This is a genomic window from Paracoccus marinaquae (assembly GCF_018860165.1).
Lineage (GTDB): Bacteria > Pseudomonadota > Alphaproteobacteria > Rhodobacterales > Rhodobacteraceae > Paracoccus > Paracoccus marinaquae.
Window position 1 is genome coordinate 13644 of record NZ_JAHKNG010000036.1, and the last position, 20478, is coordinate 34121.

Genomic DNA, 20478 nt, shown 5'->3' on the forward strand with positions numbered 1-20478 from the left:
GATCTTCATGGCGACACGATGGTCACGGCGGTCAGGCGTCGGAAGCATCATGCAGGCCGTGCTGGCACCAGACGCAATCGCAATCGACGTGGTCGCAACTGCTGTCTTTCAGGGGGTCGCGATAACGAAACCGGGCGAGCGGCAGCACAAGGCGCTTGGGAAACGACAGCCGATACGCCGTCCCCAATAACGAGCGGGTGTCATTGGCACCGAGTTTTCCAATCAGATAATCCAATCCGCGCGCGCCGGTACGGTTGAACATGAACCGGTTGACCACGCCGGCACGCAGGCCCGGAAGCAAACTCTGCCGCCAGGCCTTGGAATAGTCGGTGCCGCGTATCAGGCTTTCTGCCGCCAGCCGGCCGGATCGCATCGCGTAGCGCAACCCGAATCCTGCCAGCGCGTCCTGAAACCCCGCGTGCTCGCCGATCACCGGTTTTCCGCCCTGCATCGCTGTGCGTGGCAATCTGACATTTCCGAAACCGCCGAAGCCGCGCGCATTCTGCATTTGCAGCCCGGCGTGACGTTCGAAATACGATACCGTCGCCGCAAGATGCTTCGCCTGATCGCGAAACCCCGTAAAGATGCAACTCGCCACCGTTCCGCGTCCTTCGTTCACGAGTAGATAGGCGTAGCCCTTCGGGGCAAGTTCCGGCCCGAACGCAAGCCAGGCACCATCGGGCATGGCCGTGTCAAAGACGTAGCCGACCGCGATGATATCAGCACGGCGCGGCCCGCCTGCCAGGATCATGTTCCCCGCCGTGGCCGTGACCCGATCATTGAACCGCACCTCGACCCCGGCCGCCTGGGCCTGAGCCAGCAGGGCGCGGTCCAGCGACCCCGGCGCGCTGCCTCGCCGCAAGAGATAGAAGAGAGGCTTTGCTCCGTGCACCCGGTGGGTCCGTGCGCGGCTGTCGAAGACGACGCCTTCGGTAAGGCCGCTATGATCGAAATCGGCCTCTATTCCGGCCTCGGCGAGTTCGTCCAGAACGTCCTGCGCGTCGGTCCAGTTCTCCAGACCCTGAAAATCGTCATGGAAACGGTGACCGACATCCTTGTGCCATTCACGCACCGTGACCCGGCGGTTGGCCTTGGCCAGAACTATCGCGCAGACGAGGCCCGCGGGCCCGGCTCCAACAATTTCAATCTGGTCATCGCTGGCGGCGGAATGGTCGGGCACAGGTGCCATCATCCCGCCGCTTTCCGGCGCCCGGTACCCTCGTGCATTCTGGAGTCCAGAGTGCAACCGCAGGATCCACCGACCGGTACCATGCGGCAGAGGACAAGCCTGTCAACCAGTTTATGCGACGATGCCAGGCATCCTTCCTCTGCCGAACCTTGTGTAAACGCCTGCGGGGTCTGATCCCCCCGCAGGCCATTTCTCCATGATCTTCTGCACCACATCAGGGCCTTTCGAACATGCAGGAAACTTTTCCGGCCTGCAGGCCATGCAAATGGTGCGGAGCCTTGGCCGACAGTATTGATCATATGCCGTAGGCCCAAGCCGGAAGTCGGCCCATATGGATGTCGACGCTGCGGACACCAGACACGTTTTCCACCGCGACGCGAATGGCGTTCTCTTCGAAATCGCTGTCGGCAACGCCCCAGACCGCCACATTGCCGTTATCAACTGTGTAGTTAACCAGATTGACCGCTGCACCGGGCACCTCTTTGAGCGCCTCGTCAATCTTGGCGCGCAGCACACGATCATCGTTTGAGGGCTTGGAAAGTGCCCCGTCCGGAATTGCCGACAAGGCATGTAGCAAGTTTGCCCGACTGACGATTCCGACCACGCGCCCCGCACGCAGCACCGGCACCCGTTTGATCCGGTGCTTTTCCAGAAGACGCGCGATCTCGGCGACCGCCGTGTCCTCCTCGACCGAAACGACATCGCGGGTCATCACGTCAGTGACATGGTGGCTGTTGAGCTTGACAAAGTCCTGGGCGGAATCGCCCGACCCGCCCAGCAGTTCGAGCCACCAGGATCGGCGCGGGCCGTCGGTGTCGCGGACGCGCCGCATCAGGTCTCCTTCGCTGACCACTCCCTTGAGGGCGCCGTCCGCGTCTACGACGGGGAGCGCGCTGACGTGATGGTCAAGCATCAGGCGCACGGCGTCCTCGATTTTTCCGTCCTGCGGGACGGAGATCACGGACGTCGTCATAATATCCTTGGCTTGCATGTCGTTGCCTCCTTCGCAAGTAATGGGCCGATGCACCGATCAGGTGCCGATCACCAGTTGCAGGTCATCGCCCAAATCATAGGGTGGGATGTCAAGGTTGCGTGGTGCTGGTCCTTTCCGTATCCGTCCCGACGTGTCGTAATGCGATCCGTGACATGGGCAGAACCAGCCGCCGAATTCTCCGACTGCGGATCCGTCCTGACCCAGCGGTATACAGCCGAGATGGGTGCAGACACCGATAACGATCAGCCACTCACCAGCCTCGTCCGCCGTTCGGTTCTCGTCTCGCGCGGGAACGTCGCCACTCAGGTTCGGGTTCTCGCGCGCACTGTCGACAGTGTCGACAAGATCGTCGAGTTCGACCGCGCGCGCCGCCTCGATAGCCGCAACAGACCGGCGCCAGACGAAGACCGGGCGCCCCCGCCACTTGACAGTGATGCGTTGGCCCGGTTCGACGCCGGACAGATCGACCCTGACCGTACCGGAGGCGGTCACGTCGGCAGAGGGGTTCATCGAGTCGATCAACGGCCAGACCGCAGCCCCGACGGCAACCGCGCCGGCCGAGGCTGTAGTATAGTACAAGAAATCGCGCCGCTCAGTTGCAGGCGGCGGAACTGGGTCGTCTGCGGTCCTGTTCATCGTGAATCCTCCGACTTGACGCTCATCTGGGTTGAAAAGACCGGGCTTTCGATGTGAACACCAGCATCGACATGCAGCACCCCGCCCGTGATGCCGCTGGTATAATCGCTGGCAAAGAGCAGGGCCGTGCGGCCCACCTCATCGGCCACTATGTTGCGCCGCAAGGGTGCTGCGCGCGCGGTCGCCTCCAGAAGACTTGAAATGCCGGTCAGCCCCGATGCTGCACGGGTCAGCACCGGACCCGCCGAAATAGCGTTGACACGGATGTTTGACGGCCCGAGTTCATGCGCGAGATAGCGCACTGTCGCTTCAAGCGCCGCCTTGACCGGCCCCATCACATTGTAGTTTTCCACCACGCGTTCGCCGCCAAGATAACTCAGCGTAATCACGCTGCCGCCGCCGGTCATCAGTGGTTCTGCAAGACGCGTCATGTGGATCAGTGAATGAACCGAAACGGCCATCGCTTCCGAGAACCCCTCGGCAGAGCAGTCGGTTAGGCGACCGTGAAGGTCAGCGGGCGGCACGCTACCTACGGCGTGAAGAAGGAAATCGAGCTTTCCCCAGCGTTCTGCGATGGCATCGAAAACGGCATTGAGTTCCTGCGGAGCCTTGACATCGCAAGGCAGGACGATGGGCGCTTCAAGCCGCGCGGCTAATGGTGTCACGTGGGTCTTGGTGCGCTCATTGACATAAGTGATGGCCAACTGGGCCCCGGCTTGCCGGAAATGCAGCGCGGCGGGCCACGCCAGACTGCGTTCATTCGCGATACCGATGACCAGACCCTTGCGACCGGACAGGTCCAAAAGTTCCACGGGATCGCAGCATTCGGGGAAGTCAGGCATCTTCCGGTTGAACCCGGGTATCGGCGGGTGCGTCCGGCACCTTCTTCTGTGCAGTTTGACGCTTCGCGGTCTTGCCGTGCTTATGCCCGCCGTGTCCATGCCCGAAGAGATGCAATGCAGCCATCCCGCCGATCACGAGGACCAGAACCCAGTTTTCGATAATCCATTCCATGATCCTTCACTCCTTGTTTGGTATGGCGGTCGGTTGGCCCGCTTGTGTGGTGGTGGCGATGGGGAAACTGCCGTACATCGCGCCAAAGACATGTGTTAGCCATGCATCGCGCGCTTTGCGCAAGGCACCGAGGTTTTCGCCGGTACGCGCCAACAACGCGCGTTCGGCAAGGATGGCGGGATGGTCTTTCGGCAGGGGATCTCGCGTCTCGCGCACGGAGTCGGCTGTGGATTTCACCAATGCCATCCATGGGTTCACACGTTCGGAAAACATCGTTCTGGTCCATCGCATCGGATGCAGGGCGCGCAGCATCTCGGCACTGGCTGGAGAAGTCGCGGCCTTGATCCAAGGGCTAACAAATGTCGAATAGGCCGCCTCGTTGATCCGTGACATCTGCGCGACCTGCGCCAGCGCTCCATGGTCTGACCCAAAACCGAGATCGTCGACGTCGCGCTGCTCAAAACGCACGTCGTAGTCGTCGGTCTTGCGCTTTGCGCCCCCGGAAGGATTATCGATGACCATCTCATAAAGCCCGGGCGCCAGCGCCTCGACCGCCTCCAGGCTTTCCAGGATCGCCCGATGCTGAAGCCGCGCGACGGACCCGGAGACGAAGATACCCAGATGCCCGACAGTCTCGTGCGTCATGTAGACGATGCGCTGTCCTGCGGCCTTGAGCGCTTCGGTGTCAGGATATAGCTTGGCAATCCAGCCCAACGCCTGCTGCGGCGGGGTGATGTTGTCGCCCTCCGAGGCAAAGACGATGATCGGGTTGCGGATCCGTTTCAGATCGATGGTACAATGCGCGTCCAGTTGCATCTCGCCCTGCTCCAGTCGATTGCCGATGAATAGGTTCTGAGTGATGCCGAGAATTTCCTCGCGGCTCAGCGTATAGTAGCCGTTCCACCAGCGTTCGAAGTCGAGGAACCGTTCACGTTCGGTATCGGCATGGGAAAAGAGGTTGGCGTATTTCTCCCAGATCGCCTTTTCGGGTTGCAGTGTTTCGAAGTTCTGCGCCAGCCACGCGCCGTCGAACCGCCCGTCGCCCAGATCGGCGATCATGTGCGCCGCCCACGACCCGCCCGAGAGCGCGCCGAGCATTCGCATCGGGCTGGTGGACGCGTCGCCCGACCAATAACTGAGCGGAGAGCCGTTCAGCACGATGGGCCCGGTCAGACCGTCGCAATCGGCGGCCAGCAAGGCGGCGGCCCAACCGGCCTGGCAATTGCCGTAGAGCACGGGTGCTGCGTTCGGGTGACGGCGGGCGACTTCGGTGACGAAGTCACGCAGTGCATAGTGTACGTCAGCCAGCGTCTGGCTTGGCATGGGTTCTGGAAAGAAGATCACGAAATAGACCGGATGGCCCTCGTGCATCGCCATGCCTACTTCGCTGTCATGCTTGAAGCCGCCGATGCCCGGCCCATGACCCGCGCGCGGATCAATGACGATGACCGGCGGCTTTGCCTCGTCCACGCAATCGTCCCAGCAATCTTCGCCTGCCCGCGTGATCCGGAGCAGTGCATAATTGGCGGGCCGGTCGAAGGTGCGGGCATCCAGCAAGAGCTCGTAATCGAAGTCCAGAAGCGGCGGCATGCCCTGCCGTTCATGTGCGATCATGTTGTCGGCGCGTTCGCGTAACGTGTCGAGGAACAGCACCCAGCGTTCAAAGGCGTCCTGAGCGTAGGGCACATTCGCGCCAGCCGAGGTCTGTTCCGGCACAGGTTGAGAGGATTGCGTGGGCGTCACAGTTGCAAGGCGCAAGCTCTTATTCATCGTTGGCTTCCTTCTGTTCATCGATTTCTCCGGATGGCCGCCCTGCAAGAAGCGCAAGTGCGAGGTCCTTGGCGACCTCCTCGCGCAGACCGGTCAGCAGGTAGGCCGCATCACCGGGCTTGAGGCCCAATGCGCGCGCCGCTAATTCCGGGGGTTGCTTTAAGATTTCCACGCGCTGGAACAACGCTAATGCCATCGGGGCATCTGGATGCGCGGAGGCCTCTGCACAATTGCATATCATCCGCGACATTAACTCCGGAACGGCGGCATTCCGCGACGGTTCCGTTGCTCCCGAACGAAAATTCGTCGTCTCCGGTGGCATGATCCCAGTCCTCCTGCTGTGCTGCCCTAAGGCGCAGTCACAAAAGAAGACGTCGATTGGCGAAAAACGTTACAGAACCGACCGCGTCTCGATCAGGAATTCTGCTGCCCTGCTTCGCAATCGGTTTCGTGCTCGGCGTTCTTGCAACCCTCAGGCTGACAATAGCAATCGTCACGGTCATCCCGGCAGCAAGCGCCACAATGATTTGTCAGCGCCTCGCGCAGAGCCGTGCGCGCCCGGTGTAGCCTAACGCCAAGCGCGTTGCGGGTTAGTCCAAGGTCGCGCGCCACATGCTCACGGTCTTCTTCGCCGAAGTCGATGCGCCGGATCAGTTCCGAATCCGCCGGGCGCAGTTCGGAAATCAGACCGCCATGACAGGTGCAGAGCCGTGCCATCTGAGTCGGCGCATCAGCGGTCCAGTCTTCCGGCTCGCGCGCCACCGGCGCGGCCAGTTGGTCACGGCGCGTGCCTTTGCGGAAATGGTCATTCAACGTGGAGCGCAGGATCGCATAGAGCCAGGCATCCATCCGTTCGGCGTCTCTGAGTTGGTCCTTGCGCTGCAGCACGCGGATGCTGAAATCCTGCAGGACATCCTCTGCATCCGCCCGGTTGCCAAGCCGTTTGATCAGGAAGCCCAGAAATGCGCCACGTCCATCGAGCAACGCACGTTCCGTCGCGGTGTCCGGCACCTTCGGTCTTACGTTGTCTCGTAAGGCCATGACACTCCTGTCCTTTCCAGATTTTTTGAAATTTGCACTGTCATCAACGTCATCATGACTTCTGTCATGTTAAATGCCCGCAAGCGTTGACATGGATCAATTACGCCATCGTTCTTGTCGCAGGTTCGACGTGGCAAGGTCCACTCACCCGTTCTGCGGGGGAGCCTTTCAATGACCTGGGCAACTATTGCCAGATCGCCTCAAGCTATTGAAATATATTTATTTATGTCAAGATCAGCTGTGCTGGCTTTGTATTCTACCACTGAGATTGACGAACACAATTCCCGCAATGACCAATAGGATGCCGGAAAGCTGCATGACGGAAAGACGTTCGCCAAAGAACACTGCCCCGATGGTGAGGCCGAATATCGGCACCAGGAAACTGAACACAATCGCCCGGTTCAGTTCCACTTCCTCCAGTACCGAAAACCACAGCCAGTAAACCAGTGCAGAGCCAAACAAGGCCAAGCCCAACAGCGACATTACGAAAACAGATGTCCATTGGATGGCCGTCTGATCTTCAAGGAGAAGCGCCGCCACGGCAAGAGGCACGCTGCCGATCAGCATCTGAAAGCCCATTGCAAAAAGTCCATCGACCTGACCTGCGATGGATTTGATCGCCACGTTGCTGACAGTCACTCCAACCGCAGCCAGAACGATGTAGGCAAAACCGATGGCCGTCCCGTCTCGCGCTCCATCGCCCAATTGTGGCAAGGCGATCACAAGTATTCCCGCGAAACCGATCAATAGGCCACCCCAACCGACCCTCGCCAGTCGCTCTCCAAGCCATGCAACGCCCAACATTGTCGCAAGCAGCGGCTGAGCGTTGGCGATAACCGTGGCGAGCCCGGGAGATACAAATTCTGCCGCATGAAACATGCCGAGAAATCCCAGACTGGTCGCGCCAAGGCCGACGACACCCAGTGTCACCCACGTGCGCCAACCACGCGGAAACGGCCGCTGCAGCCACACCGCAACAAACACCAGGGTGGCCGCAGCCAGAATTGCCCGCAGTGTCGCAAAGGTCAAATGCGGCGAATATTGCAGCCCTGCCGTGATCAGCGGAAAGCACGCCGCCCACAAGAGCATGGCCAGAACGATCTTGGTTATTGTCGTCGGCGACATCGGGATTTCCTTTTTTCAGGTCAGAACCGGCTGGAATTGCGGAGATCTTCCGGCGTGCCAAGTCAGTGTAGAATGATAAGTTTTTCTCGTAGTTGATGATCGCAGTCGCAAGTGTCAACAATTGCGGTGCGGCGGCTTGGCGACAGTGATTGGACGAACCAAACAGACGTTTCAGCGACTGAAACCTTACTGGTTATTAAGACAAACGTCTGATGACCTGTGCTTTATGAGTTCCAGGATGCACGTATAATGAAAGAAACGCAGACGTTTGTGGCAGACGGTGTAACGCATCCGACTTACGAGCGTCGTATTTTGCAGAGGTGTGTGATGAAAAATGACCAAGGCGACAAATTTTCCTTAGTTGACCAGTCCGACGTCGCTGCAAAATCCACCGACGCGGCCGTTCGCCACGCGTTGGTGGAAGGCAGACATCAAATTCTGAAATTCCTGCGTCGGCGACTGGGTGATCCAGAGGCGGCAGAGGATGTCCTGCAAACATTTATGCTGCGGGCCATCGACCGCTCAGAGCAACTTCGTGATGTGCGCGCCGTTCGCGGCTGGCTCAGTCAGATCCTTGCGTCGTCCATAGCGGACCATGGCCGCAAGGTTTCGCGACAGCGACAGAGGGAGGTGGTCATGGCCCCGACCGACCTGGAAGGCGTCCATCACGATTTTGACGAAGAACTGGACGAGGTTATCTGCAATTGTCTCTACAAGTTGTTGCCAACGCTCAAACCGGAATATGCCGAAGTCATCTGGCGGGTCGATCTTCAGGAACAACCGCGAGAGGACGTCGCCAAAGACCTTGGGATCACGTTGAACAACCTCAACGTCCGCGTTCACCGGGGCAGGCAGGCATTGAAGACAAGGTTGCAGCAGATGTGCCTGACCTGCCCGGTTCACGGCTTTCTTGATTGCGATTGCGACGCGGCAGAGAAGGTCCGCGCCCGCCTCGAAGGCCTTGCGGACGAAAGCGAAATCTGAAGAACACGCAGAACCGCGGAGCGATCCTCGGAGCTTTAATGCTGCTGCCTTACACGCGTGCCTGAGACCGAAGCCGCAATCGAAAGATGATCACGATCGCGTTTGATAAGTCGTGGGCTCATGTCCTTCGGCGAACAATAGGCTGCAATCGGGCAAATGTGTACCGAAAGCGCTTGGACCGATACGCCCAATCGGCGCTTTCCTGCTTTCAGGTGCCGACGCAATATGGCTGCGCGCTGTAACAAACACTAGCGCCGGTCGTCTTTTTGAGAGCCGGGGTCGTTCGATGCCCCTTCCAAACTCAGACAAACGCGGAGGCACCGATCATGTCCAACAGCGAAATCTCACCTGATGAGCAGTTTGAATTGCATGACGGCGCGAGGCAGCTTCCACGCCTTGGACCCGGAAGGGCCGCGATGTGGTTACTTGCCAAATTGCTCAGCCGTCTGGTTCGGAACGGTCACCTGACTGTTATCGACCCCTGTTGTGGGACTTGGCGTTTCGGTGGCGGTGACGGCCCTGCCGTTTCAGTCCGATTGACCGACAAGGCGCTGCCTGCGCAACTTCTTGCAAACCCCAGTCTGGCGCTTGGCGAGGCCTATATGGATGGAACGCTCCGCATCGAGACCGGCAGCCTGCGCGACCTTCTTTCGATTTGCATGGCTGACCTCGACGCCGTCGACGCTTTGCCCGGGAAACGGATCAGGCAAGGGCTGGACGCTTTTTTGAGCCGCAGGTTGCATCACAACCCGATCAACCGGGCCCGCTGCAACGTGGCGCACCACTATGATCTCTCGACCGAACTCTACGACCTCTTTCTTGACGCGGACCGACAGTATTCATGCGCCTACTTCGCCACAGGCAATGAAACTTTGGACGAGGCGCAAGCCCTCAAGAAACGACACATCGCTGCAAAGCTGCTGCTGCGGCCCGGCCTTGACGTTCTCGATATCGGCTCGGGCTGGGGGGGCTTGGCGCTGGAGCTTGCCCAACAGCATCAGGCCCGCGTGACCGGTCTGAGCCTGTCTACCGAACAGATCGTGGCCGCCCGCGCCAGCGCAACGCAGTCCGGCCTGTCCGAACAGGTCGCCTTTAAACTCCGCGACTACCGGCAAGAGAAAGGCCAGTATGACCGTGTCGTTTCGGTGGGCATGTTCGAGCATGTGGGCCGCAGTGGATTTGATGACTATTTCAGCACGATCCGAAGGGTTCTCAAGCCGGATGGAGTCGCGCTTGTACATGCGATCGGTACGATGGCACCCAAAGGTGGCAGCGATGCGTGGATCAGGAAATACATTTTCCCCGGTGGCTATCTTCCGTCACTGTCCGAAACGATCTCGGCGGCGGAACGTTCTGGGCTTTGGGTCACCGATGTCGAGGTCCTGCGCCTGCATTATGCAGAGACCCTGCGGCACTGGTCCGAACGCTTCGCAGCCGAGCGCGGGACCGCGCGGAGGCTTTACGACGAACGGTTCTGCCGCATTTGGGAATTCTATCTGGCTGTCTGCGAAATGGCATTCCGGCATGGCCGGTTGATGGTGTTCCAGCTCCAGTTGGCCAAACGCCGCGACACCGTTCCGTTGACGCGGAATTACATCGCGGACGCTGAGGCAGATCACCACTGCCACATCAGGGCACTCGGCAAACAAATAGGGAGAGCAAGATGACAGGCAAAGGGCAAATCAAGGTCGCCGTGAACGGATACGGTGTGATCGGCAAGCGCGTAGCCGACGCGGTGGCCGTGCAGGCCGACATGGACCTGATCGGCGTGGCGGATGTCGTGGCCGACTGGCGCGCCCGGATGCCGGCAACCAAGGGCTTTGCCCTCTACGCTGCAGACCCGGAACGGGAATCCGCGATACAAAAGGCCGGCCTGAACCTCGCCGGCGGCTTGGACGATCTGTTGGCCGCCGCCGACATCGTGATCGATTGCACGCCGAAAAAGATCGCCGCTCAGAATGTGGAAACATACCGCGACAAAGGCATCCGTTTCATCGTTCACGGCGGCGAAAAACACAGCGTAACGGGCCATTCCTTTGTCGCCGAAGCGAATTATGAAACGGCGCTCGGGCGCGACAGCACCCGTGTCGTGTCCTGCAACACGACCTCGATCGTCCGCACGCTGAGCGCACTCAAACGGTCCGGCCTGCTTGGCTCGGCGCGCGGAACGCTGCTTCGGCGCGCCACTGATCCATGGGAAAGCCATCTGGGCGGGATCATGAACACGCTCGTTCCCGAACCCGAAATCCCTAGCCACCAAGGCCCCGATGCGCAAAGCGTCGATCCCGACCTTGACGTGATCACGATGGCCGTCAAGGTGCCCCAGACCCTTGCGCATTTGCACTACTGGTCCGTGAGGATGCCGCGCAAGGCATCAAAGGATGAGGTGCTGGACGCATTCTGCGCGTCGTCCCGCATTGCTCTGATCCGGATGTCGGACGGGCTGGGTGCAATCAACGCAGTCAAGGAGATGATGGCCGATCTCGGGCGCCCCAACGACAGCCTCTACGAGGTGGCCCTGTGGGAGGACATGCTCAGGGTAGAGGGCGACGAGTTGTTCTATGCCTATATGGTCGACAACCAGGCTATCGTGATCCCCGAGACCATCGACGCGATCCGTGCCCTAACCCAAGCTGAGCCAGACGGAGCCGCATCGATTGCGCGCACGAATGCGGCGCTGGGTGTCGGTGCGTTTGCGGCCAACACACCGACGCGTTAGCAAGAGGCACTGAGGACTGAATTGGCGTGACTGATCAGCCCGCCGCCATGCCCCCGTCGACGGGATATTGCGCTCCGGTGATGAACGCGGAATCGTCGGAGGCGAGGAAGAGGACGAGGTTGGCGATATCGAGGCTTTCGCCATAGCGACCCAGCGGGATCGTATCGGAAAGCTGCTGCTTTACTTCATCGCCGCGACCGGGATTGAAGCCTTCCTCCAGCGACCGCATCATCCGGGTGTTGACCGGCGATGGATGCACGGAATTGACCCGCACGTTGTGGCCCGCCGCCTCGATCGCAGCCGCGCGCGTCAGGCCGACTACGGCATGTTTCGACGTGATATAGGGCGCGACGTTTGGGCTGCCTTTGAGACCCGCAATGGACGACATGTTGATAACGCTTCCCGATTTCCGTCCGATCATCACCGGCAAGACATGCTGCAATCCAAGGAATGCGCCGCGCACGTTGACTGCCATCACGCGGTCGAAATCCTTGATCTTCTGATCGATCAGTGGCGCGACCTTGCCCTCGATCCCGGCGTTGTTGAAGAACACGTCGATGCGTCCGAATTTCTCGACGGTCTGCGCGACATATCGTTCGCAATCCTCGACCGACGATACGTCGGCCGCGATTGTCAGCACATCGCCCGAATTTCCAAGATCCCTCGCGGTATGCGACAGATCACTTTCCCTGAGGTCGACAAGCGCGACCTTGGCACCTTCGCTGAGAAAGAGCCGCGCGGTTTCCAGACCGATACCAGCTGCGCCCCCGGTGATCAGGGCGACTTTGTCGGCGAGACGTTTCATCGAGAATCTCCTTTTGATGATTTTGGGGGTGACGAACGAACCTGCGTCCCGGCCGTTCCATCCAGAAGCGCCAGCGCATCCTCAAGCTGACCGATACCAGCGAGGCCTCCTGCCTCCGCGAAATCGGCCGCTGCCGCCATCTTGGGGCCCATAGAGCCCGCCGCCAGGTCGAGCGCCCGCGCCTCTGGCGGGGTGAGATGTCGGATGGGCGCCGCATCATCCGTTCCGAAATCCCGGTAGGCCGCATCCACGTCAGTGAGCAGAAGCAGCGCATCCGCCCCGAGCCGTTGCGCAAGCAGCGCGCTGGCGGCATCCTTGTCGATCACGGCCTCGATCCCGGTCATGCTGCCGTCGGGCAGGCGCAGCACGGGAATGCCCCCGCCTCCGGTGCAGATCACGATCACACCCTGATCCAGCAGCAGGCGCAGCACACGCAGATCCGGAATGTCCTGCGGCTTTGGCGAAGGCACGACGCGCCGCCATTTGTCCCCGTCCTGCGCGATGCTCCAACCGGCGGCGGTGGCGCGTGTTTCGGCCTCGTCGCGGGAATAGACCGGGCCGATGAACTTGCTGGGCGCCTGAAACGCGGGGTCGTCCGCGTGGACCACAACCTGCGTCAGAAGCGTGGCGACCGGAAGCGCATGATCCAGCGCATTCTCCAGTTCCTGCTCGATCATGTAGCCGATCATGCCGACGGTTTCCGCACCCAGCACGTCGAGAGGAAATGCCTCGTCGGGTTTGTACACCGCCCCCTGAAGCGCCAGCAGCCCGACCTGCGGACCGTTGCCGTGGGTCACGACCAGTGTGTGCCCGGCGCGCACGATATTTGCCAGCGCAGCGGACGCAGTCCGGACGTTGGCGCGTTGATTGTCTGCCGTCAGGGGTTGACCCCGCTGCAGCAGGGCGTTCCCGCCAAGCGCTGCGACCACCAGCACGGCTAGTTAGCCAATGTGGCGACAAGGATCGCCTTGATGGTGTGTAGCCGGTTCTCGGCCTGATCAAAGACTATGGAGGCCGGGCTTTCGAACACCTCTTCGGTCACTTCCATCGCCGTGATGTCGAAATGTTTTGCGATGTCGGCACCGACCTCAGTCTCGGCGTTGTGGAAGGCGGGCAGGCAGTGCATGAACTTGGTCTGCGGATTGCCGGTCTGCGCCATCACGTCCGAGTTGACCTGATAGGGCAGAAGTTGGCGGATACGTTCTTCCCATTTGTCCTTGGATTCACCCATCGACAGCCAGACATCGGTGTAGATGAAATCGGCCCCTTTCACCGCCTCGCCCACCTCTTCGGTGATGGTGATGCGCGCGCCGGTGGTCTCTGCGATCCGGTGCGCTTCGTCCTGAATGGCTGGATCGGGCCAACAGGCCTTTGGCCCGCACAGACGCACGTCCATACCCATTTTGGCGCCGCCGATCAGCAGGCTGTCGCCCATGTTGTTGCCCGCATCCCCCAGAAACGCATAGGCAATCTGACCCAGCGGTTTGTCGGAATGCTCTGACATGGTGAGGAAATCGGCGAGGATCTGCGTGGGGTGGAATTCGTCCGTCAGACCGTTATAGACCGGCACCCCGGCATACTGCGCCAGCGTCTCGACGATGGGATGACCGAAGCCGCGATATTCGATCGCGTCATAGACCCGGCCCAGCACGCGGGCGGTGTCCTTCACGGTCTCCTTCTTGCCCAGATGCGACCCCGACGGCCCCAGATAGGTGACATGGGCGCCCTGATCGTGGGCGGCCACCTCGAAGCCGACGCGCGTGCGGGTGCTGTCCTTTTCAAAGATCAGCGCGATTTCCTTGCCGGTCAGGCGCGGCACTTCGTAGCCACCGTATTTCGCCGCCTTCAGGTCGGCGGAGAGTTTCAGCAGAAAGCCGATTTCCTGCGGGCTGAAGTCGCGCAGCGCAAGAAAATGGCGGTTTCGTAGATTGTAGGACATGGGGTTTCCTTTTGTCAGATTGCGTCGCGGATGGTGGGGCAGCTCATGCAATGGCTTCCACCCCTGCCCCGGCCCAGTTCGGCACCGGCAATGGCCAGAACTTCGATCCCGGCGTCCTTCAGCGCGGCGTTGGTGTCATCATTGCGGTCATAGCCGATGACAACACCGGGCCGCAGCGCCAGCACGTTGTTGCCGTCATTCCACTGCTCGCGCGACTGCTCGGCCAGATCGCTGCCGCCGGTCGGGACCAGATGCAGTTTCTTGAAACCCAATATCTCGGCGGTGATTTCGAAAAGATGCCGGGCGTCGCGCCGGATATCGAGCGCGGCACCGGCCGACCCGGGACGCAGGTCATAGCAGGTGATCGCGTCAGCCACCTCCTTGAACGTCGTCACGACATCGTTGCCGCAATGGGTGAATACCGTGTCCAGATGCATTGCCGCCCGCGACCGGGGCATCTGGCAGGCGATGACGCGCGTCACGTCACCCCCCAGAAACAACGCCTCGGCCAACTGACCCACCGCCTGCGGAGACGAGCGTTCGCCCATACCGACCATCACGACGCCATGGCCGATGGGCATGATATCGCCCCCTTCCAGCGTAGCCGCGCCAAATTCGCGCGTCGGATCGCCGAACCAGACACGCGCATCTGCGAACTTGGGGTGGAACCGATAAACGGCGGCCATCAACAGCGTTTCGGGCCGCCGTGCCGGCCAGTACATCGGGTTCAGAGAGACGCCGCCATAGACCCAGGCGGAATTGTCCCGCGTGAAGATGAAATTGGGCAGCGGTGGCAAAACAAAGCCGTTGAGGCCGAGATAGCTGCCGAACATGCCCGACGGGGTGAAAGGAAGATCGTCGACGGTGATCCCACCAACGAGAAAACGGGCGAGTTCCACGCCCGGCAGTGCCTCCATCCAGGCGCGCAGGTCGTCACGCATCCCCACGCCCACATCATTGCGGGTGATCCGGTGGTCGAGCACCCAGGTGCGCGCCTCCTTGATGTCCAGCGTCTCGGCGAGCAGCGCCATGGCATCCAGGACCTCGATGCCCTCGCCGCGCATGATGTCGGCAAAGACGGCATGGTCCTTGATCGCCTGCTTGACCCAAAACACATCATCGAACAGTAGATCGGCGCAGTTTTCGGGGGTCAGGCGGCGGTGGGCAAGTCCGGGCGGCGACACGATCACCTGCCGCAATTGCCCTGTTTCCGAATGTACGCCGAGTTTCAGTTCAGACATCTGCGGTAACTCCTATGTATTCAGTCAAAGAATGGCGGCCAAGCTGATGCTGGCCGAGATGAAGACGACGAGGATCAGCAGTAATGGCCATACGAAGACAACCCACCGATCAAACGATACGCGTCCGATCGCCAGACCGCCGATCACCACTGCGGATGTGGGCGTGATCAGGTTCACCAGCCCGCTTGCGGATTGATAGGCCGTCACCACAAGGTCGCGACCGACGCCCGCAAAATCCCCCAGTGGGGCGAGGATGGGCATCGACAGAACCGCCAGTCCGGAAGATGAAGGTACGAGGAAGCTCATCCCGATCTCAATCCAGAGCATCAGGTTGATGAACGCGATTTCCGGCAGGCCGCCGAGGGTGTCGGCCGCGCTGTTGAGGATGGTATCGGCGATCAGGCCCTGTTCCATGATGACGACGATGCCGCGCGCCAGCCCGATCACCAGCGCCACGCCCAGCAGATCCCTGGCGCCGTCGACAAAGGCCGAGGTCAGTTTCTTCTCGCCCAATCGCGCGACAACCCCGACGACGATGGCCATGCCGAAGAACAGCGCCCCCATCCGGGCCATCCACCAGCCCTGGCTCGACACGCCCCAGATCATGACGGCAAAGGTGGCGAAGAACAGGAGCAGAACCAGCTTCTGGGTGCCGGTCAGCTTCGGCTCGCTGAATTCCGCGTCCGTCTCTTTCAGGAAAAACCGCCGGTCGCTTTCGCGTTGCGCCGCGACGACGGATCGCGCCGGGTCCGCCTTGACCCTGGAGGCGTAGCGCATGACATAGGCAATGCAGATCGCGAGGCCGCCCAGCAGGATGACCAGCCGCAAGGCGATGCCTTCGGTGAACGGAATGCCCGCCGCGTTGGAGGCGATCACCGTGGCGAAAGGGTTGATCGTCGAGCCCAGCGTGCCGATGCCCGCGCCGATCAGGATGATCGCCACGCCGGTCACGGAATCGTATCCCGCGGCGATGACCACCGGGATCAGCAGCGCGTAGAAGGCCAGCGTTTCCTCGGCCATGCCGTAGGTCGTTCCGCCCAGGGCGAAGAGCGACATAAGGATCGGGATCATCCAGATCTCGCGGCCCTTCAGGCGGACCATCGCCGCCTGGATCCCCGTGTCGATCGCATTTGTCGCGTTTACCACCCCCAGAAAACCGCCCAGGAGCAGCACGAACAGCGCCACGTCGATGGCATTGGCGGCATAGCTGTCGGGGTCATAGAACCCGGCGACAGGTGCCAGCATGACATCCACGAAGCCCTGCGGATTGGCTTCGACCGTCTGATAGGTGCCCGGCACCGCGATCTCGCGCCCGACCTCTTCATTCATCGCGCGGTCGTACTGCCCGGCAGGGATGATCCAGGTCAGGGCCGCAACGGCGATGATCAGCAGAAAAAGGATGGAATAGGCGGTGGGAAATCGTGCTGCCAGTCCGCTCCCGTCGGGCTTCTTGTCTGTAGATGTATCAGTCATCGTGGCCTCCCCTTCATTCAATGCGTTTGGTGTGTTTGTGGTGTGGAACCCGGCTCCAGGATGGTTTCAGAATCCACCGGGTTCCGCCGATCACCTGCGCCGCCTTGGCCTTCGCTGATCCCTTCCAGCCGCGTCCGCTTGAGCAGCAGCGCGTTGACCGCGACCAGCGCCGAGCTGCCCGACATGGCAATTGCGGCGACGGCAGGGCTGATGATCAGCGGGTAGAACACGCCCGCTGCAGCGGGGAAGGCGATCACGTTGTAGGCCACCGCCCAGAACAGGTTCTGGTGCATCTTGCGCAGGGTGGCGCGCGACAGCTCGATCGCGCCCACGACATCGTAGGGATCGCTTTTCATCAGCACGACATCGGCGCTTTCCATCGCCACATCCGTGCCCGCGCCGATGGCAAAGCCGACATCGGCCTGGGTCAGCGCGGGCGCGTCATTGACGCCGTCGCCGACCATGCCCACCTTCTTGCCCTTGGCCTGAAGCTCCTTGACCTTCTCGGCCTTCTGACCGGGCAGCACGTCGGCCAGCACCATGTCGATGCCCAACTCGGCCGCGATCCGCCGCGCCGTGCCCTCGTTGTCGCCGGTCAGCATCGCCACCTCGACGCCGCGTTCGCGCAGCTTGGCCACGGCGGCCATGGCGCTTGGGCGCGGTGCATCGGCGATGGCGATCAGCCCGAGCATCCGCCCGCCCTTCGCCACATGCACCACGGTGCGGCCCTCGCCCTTCAGGCGCTCGGCTTCGGCATCCAGCGCGCCAAGGTCGATGCCTTGCTCGTCCATCAGCCGGCGGTTGCCGACCAGCACTGGCTCGCCCGCGATCTCGGCGCGTGCGCCGCGGCCTTCAAGGTTCTCGAAGCCGGCCATCTGCGGCACATCGAGCCCCTCGGCGCGCTGGACGATGGCCAGCGCCAAGGGGTGATCCGATCCGCGATCGACAGAGGCCGCGGCGCGCAGCGCATCATCCTCGGTACTCCCGTCGGCCGCGACGAGTTCGACAACGCGCGGCTCGCCCATCGTCAGCGTGCCGGTCTTGTCGAAGACGATCACGTCGAGCTTGGTCGCATCCTCGAGCGCCCCGGCATTCTTGAACAGGATGCCGTGCTGCGCCCCCAACCCGGTGCCCACCATGACAGCCATTGGCGTGGCCAGCCCAAGCGCATCCGGGCAGGCGATGACGAAAACGGTGATCGTCAGTGTAAGCGCGAACAGCAGCGGCGATCCGATCCACCAGAACCAGACCGCGAAGGTGGCCAGCCCGATCACGATGGCGATGAGGACCAGCCATTGCGACGCCCGGTCGGCCAGAAGCTGTGCCGGTGCCTTCGAGTTCTGCGCCTCCTGCACCAGCTTGACGATCTGAGCCAGCGCGGTGTCGGCGCCGACCTTGGTGGCGCGGTAGCGGAACGTGCCGGTCTTATTGATCGTGGCGCCGATGACGGTATCGCCCAAGCTCTTGTTCACCGGCATCGACTCGCCCGTCAGCATCGACTCGTCGACCAGCGAAGATCCTTCCAAAACCTCGCCGTCCACCGGAATCTTGTTTCCCGGGCGGATCACCACCGTTTCGCCCTGAAGCACTTCGGAGGTCGGCACCTCGGTCTCCTGCCCGTCGCGGATCACCGTGGCCATCGGCGGCGCGAGATCGAGCAGCGCCCGGATCGCCGCAGAGGCACCGGCGCGCGCCCGCATTTCCAGCCAGTGGCCCAACAGGATGAAGACCAGCAGCACCGCGACCGCCTCGTAGAACTGCACGCCGGGAAAGAAGAAGGTCGAGCCGACGCTGAACACATATCCGGTGCCGACCGACAGCACGACGAGCACGGCCATGTTGAGGATGCCGTTCTTCAGCGCCCGCCAAGCGGCTACGAAAAACGGCCAACTGGGCCAGACGATGCCCGCGCTGCCGAGGAAGAACAGCCAAAGGTCCAGCCTCAGGCCGAAAGGCGGCACCGGGGGCGTGAACATGCCGCCCATCGGCGAGTAGATGAAGATCGGGATGGTAAAGAGCAGCGCCACCCAGAACCGGTTGCGCATGTCGCGGACCATGTCGGCCATCTCCATGCCGCCGCCGTGACCCATCTCATGGGCCATCGCGTCCTTGGCAACGGGCCCTGTCGCGCCATGCGCCGCGTGGTCTTCATGGCCGGTGTGGTCCATCTGGCAGATATGGTTCGGCATACGCTCTCCGGCGCAGTGAAAGCCGCAGGCGTCGATCGCCTTGCGCAGCGCCTCCTCGTTCACCACCGTTTCGTCGTACTGCACTGTCACACTGGCAGACGCAGGGTTCGCTTCCGCCCGGTGAACGCCGTCGAGGGCGGATACATGACGTTCGACCGCGAGATGATCGAGTTCCTCGAACAATCCGCGGACCTCAAGGGTCAAGGTTTTCAATGCTGGCTCCTGTCGATTAATCCTTGCGGTCGCGAAGGACCATCAGGGGAATAGACGTTGCCAGGCATCGGACGTTACAGTGTCCGGCGAAAATCTTCGCAGGCACTGCCGCTGGTGTCACCCATGAGACGGTAACGCTTTACGTCCACTCGCGTCAGTATTTCCGTATGGCGCGCACTGGCGCAGGGTCGGGCAGCCTGGGACCAACCAATTGACGAAAAGCCAAATTGCGGAGTTTGAATTGAGCAGCATGACCAAAGCGAGCACTGCAACCCACAAGTGCTTTGCCCTCGTGCTAAGTGGCGGCGGGGCAAGGGGCCTCTCGCATGCTGGCGTACTCAGAGCTTTGATCGCCAGGGGCTACATCCCAAGCGCCGTCGTGGGCGTGTCGATGGGCGCGGTTGTCGGTGCTACGTATGCTCTTAATGACAAATGGTACGACGCACTCGTGGGCATGGATACCAGCGGGTTTCCGGCAACACCGGACTTTCGCGTGCCTGGAATGGCTGCAAGGATCAGGGGAATGCGGCTTGCTTTGCTTGCCGCGCGGGACATGTATTTTGGCTGGGGATCAGGCGCGCGCACCGAGACCTGGGGCCGCAGTGTCCTGTCCGGCCTGACCAAGGGCAAGAACCTGCAGGACGGCCGCATCCCGGCTTTTGTCTGTGCAACCGACATGCTGTCTGGCCAACGCGTGGTATTCGGCAAGGGAGATGCCACTGATTATGTCTATTCAAGCGCGGCGCTGGCCGGAATACTGCCGCCCCTTGTCGATGATCCGTATGTACTGATGGACGGAGCCTATTCCGATATCGCGCCGGTGGACGTCGCCAGGGCCACCGGCGCGGAAGTCGTGATCGCTGTGGATCCCAGCCAGCGCGAAAACGCGACTGGCCCGAAAAACGGCTTGCAGGCGATGATGCGATCCATCGAGGTCTGCCAGTATGAACATGCGCGACTGCGTTTTGAGCAAGCGGATTTTGTGATCCGACCCGCTTTCAGCCAGACCATCGGCACACTGGAATTCCGGCAAAAGCGTCATTGTATTGCGGCAGGCGCCGTGGCGACCCGCCGCGCATATAACGACATCAGCATGCTGCTCGCCCCCTGATCGGCGAGTTGCCCCCGACGTGCGATTGCGCTCAG

Annotated in this window: 19 protein-coding genes; 4 read left to right on the forward strand and 15 right to left on the reverse strand. The window is 61.3% G+C overall.

The features are described from left to right. Window positions 1–31: 31 nt before the first annotated feature. From KNW02_RS15990 to KNW02_RS16030, 9 genes are all read right to left on the reverse strand, one after another. Window positions 32–1192, reverse strand: a complete 1161-nt coding sequence (locus KNW02_RS15990) for an NAD(P)/FAD-dependent oxidoreductase (protein WP_216034268.1) — start codon at window positions 1190–1192, stop codon at window positions 32–34. Window positions 1193–1484: 292 nt separating this feature from the next. Further along, the gene (locus tag KNW02_RS15995; protein WP_043847464.1) at window positions 1485–2180 is read right to left on the reverse strand and encodes a CBS domain-containing protein; all 696 of its coding nucleotides are present in this window, start codon (window positions 2178–2180) and stop codon (window positions 1485–1487) included. 39 nt (window positions 2181–2219) lie between these two features. Beyond that, window positions 2220–2819 carry a ubiquinol-cytochrome c reductase iron-sulfur subunit gene (petA, locus tag KNW02_RS16000; protein WP_043847466.1) on the reverse strand — a complete coding sequence of 200 codons (600 nt, stop codon included), beginning with the start codon at window positions 2817–2819 and terminating at the stop codon, window positions 2220–2222. Continuing rightward, a complete protein-coding gene (gene fabI, locus KNW02_RS16005) occupies window positions 2816–3661 on the reverse strand; it encodes an enoyl-ACP reductase FabI (RefSeq protein ID WP_081749916.1) in 846 nt (281 codons plus the stop codon). Before fabI ends, petA begins: the two co-directional genes overlap by 4 nt. Then, window positions 3654–3833 carry a hypothetical protein gene (locus tag KNW02_RS16010; protein WP_043847468.1) on the reverse strand — a complete coding sequence of 60 codons (180 nt, stop codon included), beginning with the start codon at window positions 3831–3833 and terminating at the stop codon, window positions 3654–3656. The genes fabI and KNW02_RS16010 overlap by 8 nt, the downstream gene beginning before the upstream one ends. A gap of 6 nt (window positions 3834–3839) precedes the next feature. Further along, window positions 3840–5603: a DUF3141 domain-containing protein gene (locus KNW02_RS16015; protein ID WP_051487983.1), complete on the reverse strand. Its 1764-nt coding sequence runs from the start codon at window positions 5601–5603 to the stop codon at window positions 3840–3842. Further along, window positions 5596–5925, reverse strand: a complete 330-nt coding sequence (locus KNW02_RS16020) for a hypothetical protein (protein WP_043847469.1) — start codon at window positions 5923–5925, stop codon at window positions 5596–5598. The genes KNW02_RS16015 and KNW02_RS16020 overlap by 8 nt, the downstream gene beginning before the upstream one ends. Before the next feature lie 92 nt (window positions 5926–6017). After that, entirely contained in the window at window positions 6018–6644 is a 627-nt protein-coding gene (locus tag KNW02_RS16025; protein WP_216034269.1) for an RNA polymerase sigma factor, read from the reverse strand. Between the two features lie 234 nt (window positions 6645–6878). Continuing rightward, the gene (locus tag KNW02_RS16030; protein ID WP_149789474.1) at window positions 6879–7769 is read right to left on the reverse strand and encodes a DMT family transporter; all 891 of its coding nucleotides are present in this window, start codon (window positions 7767–7769) and stop codon (window positions 6879–6881) included. Window positions 7770–8018: 249 nt separating this feature from the next. Here KNW02_RS16030 and KNW02_RS16035 point away from each other — a divergent pair, with 249 nt between their 5' ends. From KNW02_RS16035 to KNW02_RS16045, 3 genes are all read left to right on the forward strand, one after another. Further along, entirely contained in the window at window positions 8019–8753 is a 735-nt protein-coding gene (locus KNW02_RS16035; RefSeq protein ID WP_223228153.1) for an RNA polymerase sigma factor, read from the forward strand. A 326-nt stretch (window positions 8754–9079) separates the two neighbouring features. Then, window positions 9080–10420 (forward strand): SAM-dependent methyltransferase, encoded by a 1341-nt coding sequence (locus tag KNW02_RS16040; RefSeq protein ID WP_149789475.1) that lies wholly within the window; start codon window positions 9080–9082, stop codon window positions 10418–10420. Continuing rightward, window positions 10417–11472 carry a type II glyceraldehyde-3-phosphate dehydrogenase gene (locus KNW02_RS16045; protein ID WP_149789476.1) on the forward strand — a complete coding sequence of 352 codons (1056 nt, stop codon included), beginning with the start codon at window positions 10417–10419 and terminating at the stop codon, window positions 11470–11472. The genes KNW02_RS16040 and KNW02_RS16045 overlap by 4 nt, the downstream gene beginning before the upstream one ends. Before the next feature lie 34 nt (window positions 11473–11506). Here KNW02_RS16045 and KNW02_RS16050 read toward each other — a convergent pair whose 3' ends face one another. The 6 genes from KNW02_RS16050 to KNW02_RS16075 are packed head-to-tail and all read right to left on the reverse strand — an operon-like array spanning window position 11507 to window position 19332. Further along, the gene (locus KNW02_RS16050; protein WP_216034270.1) at window positions 11507–12277 is read right to left on the reverse strand and encodes an SDR family NAD(P)-dependent oxidoreductase; all 771 of its coding nucleotides are present in this window, start codon (window positions 12275–12277) and stop codon (window positions 11507–11509) included. Continuing rightward, the gene (gene arcC / locus KNW02_RS16055; protein ID WP_051487981.1) at window positions 12274–13212 is read right to left on the reverse strand and encodes a carbamate kinase; all 939 of its coding nucleotides are present in this window, start codon (window positions 13210–13212) and stop codon (window positions 12274–12276) included. Before arcC ends, KNW02_RS16050 begins: the two co-directional genes overlap by 4 nt. Before the next feature lie 2 nt (window positions 13213–13214). After that, a complete protein-coding gene (argF, locus tag KNW02_RS16060) occupies window positions 13215–14216 on the reverse strand; it encodes an ornithine carbamoyltransferase (RefSeq protein WP_149789477.1) in 1002 nt (333 codons plus the stop codon). A 14-nt stretch (window positions 14217–14230) separates the two neighbouring features. Continuing rightward, the gene (locus KNW02_RS16065) at window positions 14231–15457 is read right to left on the reverse strand and encodes an arginine deiminase (RefSeq protein WP_216034271.1); all 1227 of its coding nucleotides are present in this window, start codon (window positions 15455–15457) and stop codon (window positions 14231–14233) included. 24 nt (window positions 15458–15481) lie between these two features. Continuing rightward, window positions 15482–16930 carry a YfcC family protein gene (locus KNW02_RS16070; protein WP_149789479.1) on the reverse strand — a complete coding sequence of 483 codons (1449 nt, stop codon included), beginning with the start codon at window positions 16928–16930 and terminating at the stop codon, window positions 15482–15484. A 17-nt stretch (window positions 16931–16947) separates the two neighbouring features. Continuing rightward, window positions 16948–19332 (reverse strand): heavy metal translocating P-type ATPase, encoded by a 2385-nt coding sequence (locus KNW02_RS16075; protein WP_149789480.1) that lies wholly within the window; start codon window positions 19330–19332, stop codon window positions 16948–16950. 250 nt (window positions 19333–19582) lie between these two features. On the opposite strand from KNW02_RS16075, the gene KNW02_RS16080 reads away from it, so the two are divergent. Beyond that, entirely contained in the window at window positions 19583–20443 is an 861-nt protein-coding gene (locus tag KNW02_RS16080; protein ID WP_088665105.1) for a patatin-like phospholipase family protein, read from the forward strand. The last annotated feature ends 35 nt before the right edge of the window (window positions 20444–20478 follow it).

Bases quoted from the DNA above. Each gene is read 5' to 3' on its own strand.
- KNW02_RS15990 (WP_216034268.1), bottom strand. From the start codon at position 1,192: ATGATGGCACCTGTGCCCGACCATTCCGCCGCCAGCGATGACCAGATT.
- KNW02_RS15995 (WP_043847464.1), bottom strand. From the start codon at position 2,180: ATGCAAGCCAAGGATATTATGACGACGTCCGTGATCTCCGTCCCGCAG.
- petA (WP_043847466.1), bottom strand. From the start codon at position 2,819: ATGAACAGGACCGCAGACGACCCAGTTCCGCCGCCTGCAACTGAGCGG.
- fabI (WP_081749916.1), bottom strand. From the start codon at position 3,661: ATGCCTGACTTCCCCGAATGCTGCGATCCCGTGGAACTTTTGGACCTG.
- KNW02_RS16010 (WP_043847468.1), bottom strand. From the start codon at position 3,833: ATGGAATGGATTATCGAAAACTGGGTTCTGGTCCTCGTGATCGGCGGG.
- KNW02_RS16015 (WP_051487983.1), bottom strand. From the start codon at position 5,603: ATGAATAAGAGCTTGCGCCTTGCAACTGTGACGCCCACGCAATCCTCT.
- KNW02_RS16020 (WP_043847469.1), bottom strand. From the start codon at position 5,925: ATGCCACCGGAGACGACGAATTTTCGTTCGGGAGCAACGGAACCGTCG.
- KNW02_RS16025 (WP_216034269.1), bottom strand. From the start codon at position 6,644: ATGGCCTTACGAGACAACGTAAGACCGAAGGTGCCGGACACCGCGACG.
- KNW02_RS16030 (WP_149789474.1), bottom strand. From the start codon at position 7,769: ATGTCGCCGACGACAATAACCAAGATCGTTCTGGCCATGCTCTTGTGG.
- KNW02_RS16035 (WP_223228153.1), top strand. From the start codon at position 8,019: ATGAAAGAAACGCAGACGTTTGTGGCAGACGGTGTAACGCATCCGACT.
- KNW02_RS16040 (WP_149789475.1), top strand. From the start codon at position 9,080: ATGTCCAACAGCGAAATCTCACCTGATGAGCAGTTTGAATTGCATGAC.
- KNW02_RS16045 (WP_149789476.1), top strand. From the start codon at position 10,417: ATGACAGGCAAAGGGCAAATCAAGGTCGCCGTGAACGGATACGGTGTG.
- KNW02_RS16050 (WP_216034270.1), bottom strand. From the start codon at position 12,277: ATGAAACGTCTCGCCGACAAAGTCGCCCTGATCACCGGGGGCGCAGCT.
- argF (WP_149789477.1), bottom strand. From the start codon at position 14,216: ATGTCCTACAATCTACGAAACCGCCATTTTCTTGCGCTGCGCGACTTC.
- KNW02_RS16065 (WP_216034271.1), bottom strand. From the start codon at position 15,457: ATGTCTGAACTGAAACTCGGCGTACATTCGGAAACAGGGCAATTGCGG.
- KNW02_RS16070 (WP_149789479.1), bottom strand. From the start codon at position 16,930: ATGACTGATACATCTACAGACAAGAAGCCCGACGGGAGCGGACTGGCA.
- KNW02_RS16080 (WP_088665105.1), top strand. From the start codon at position 19,583: ATGACCAAAGCGAGCACTGCAACCCACAAGTGCTTTGCCCTCGTGCTA.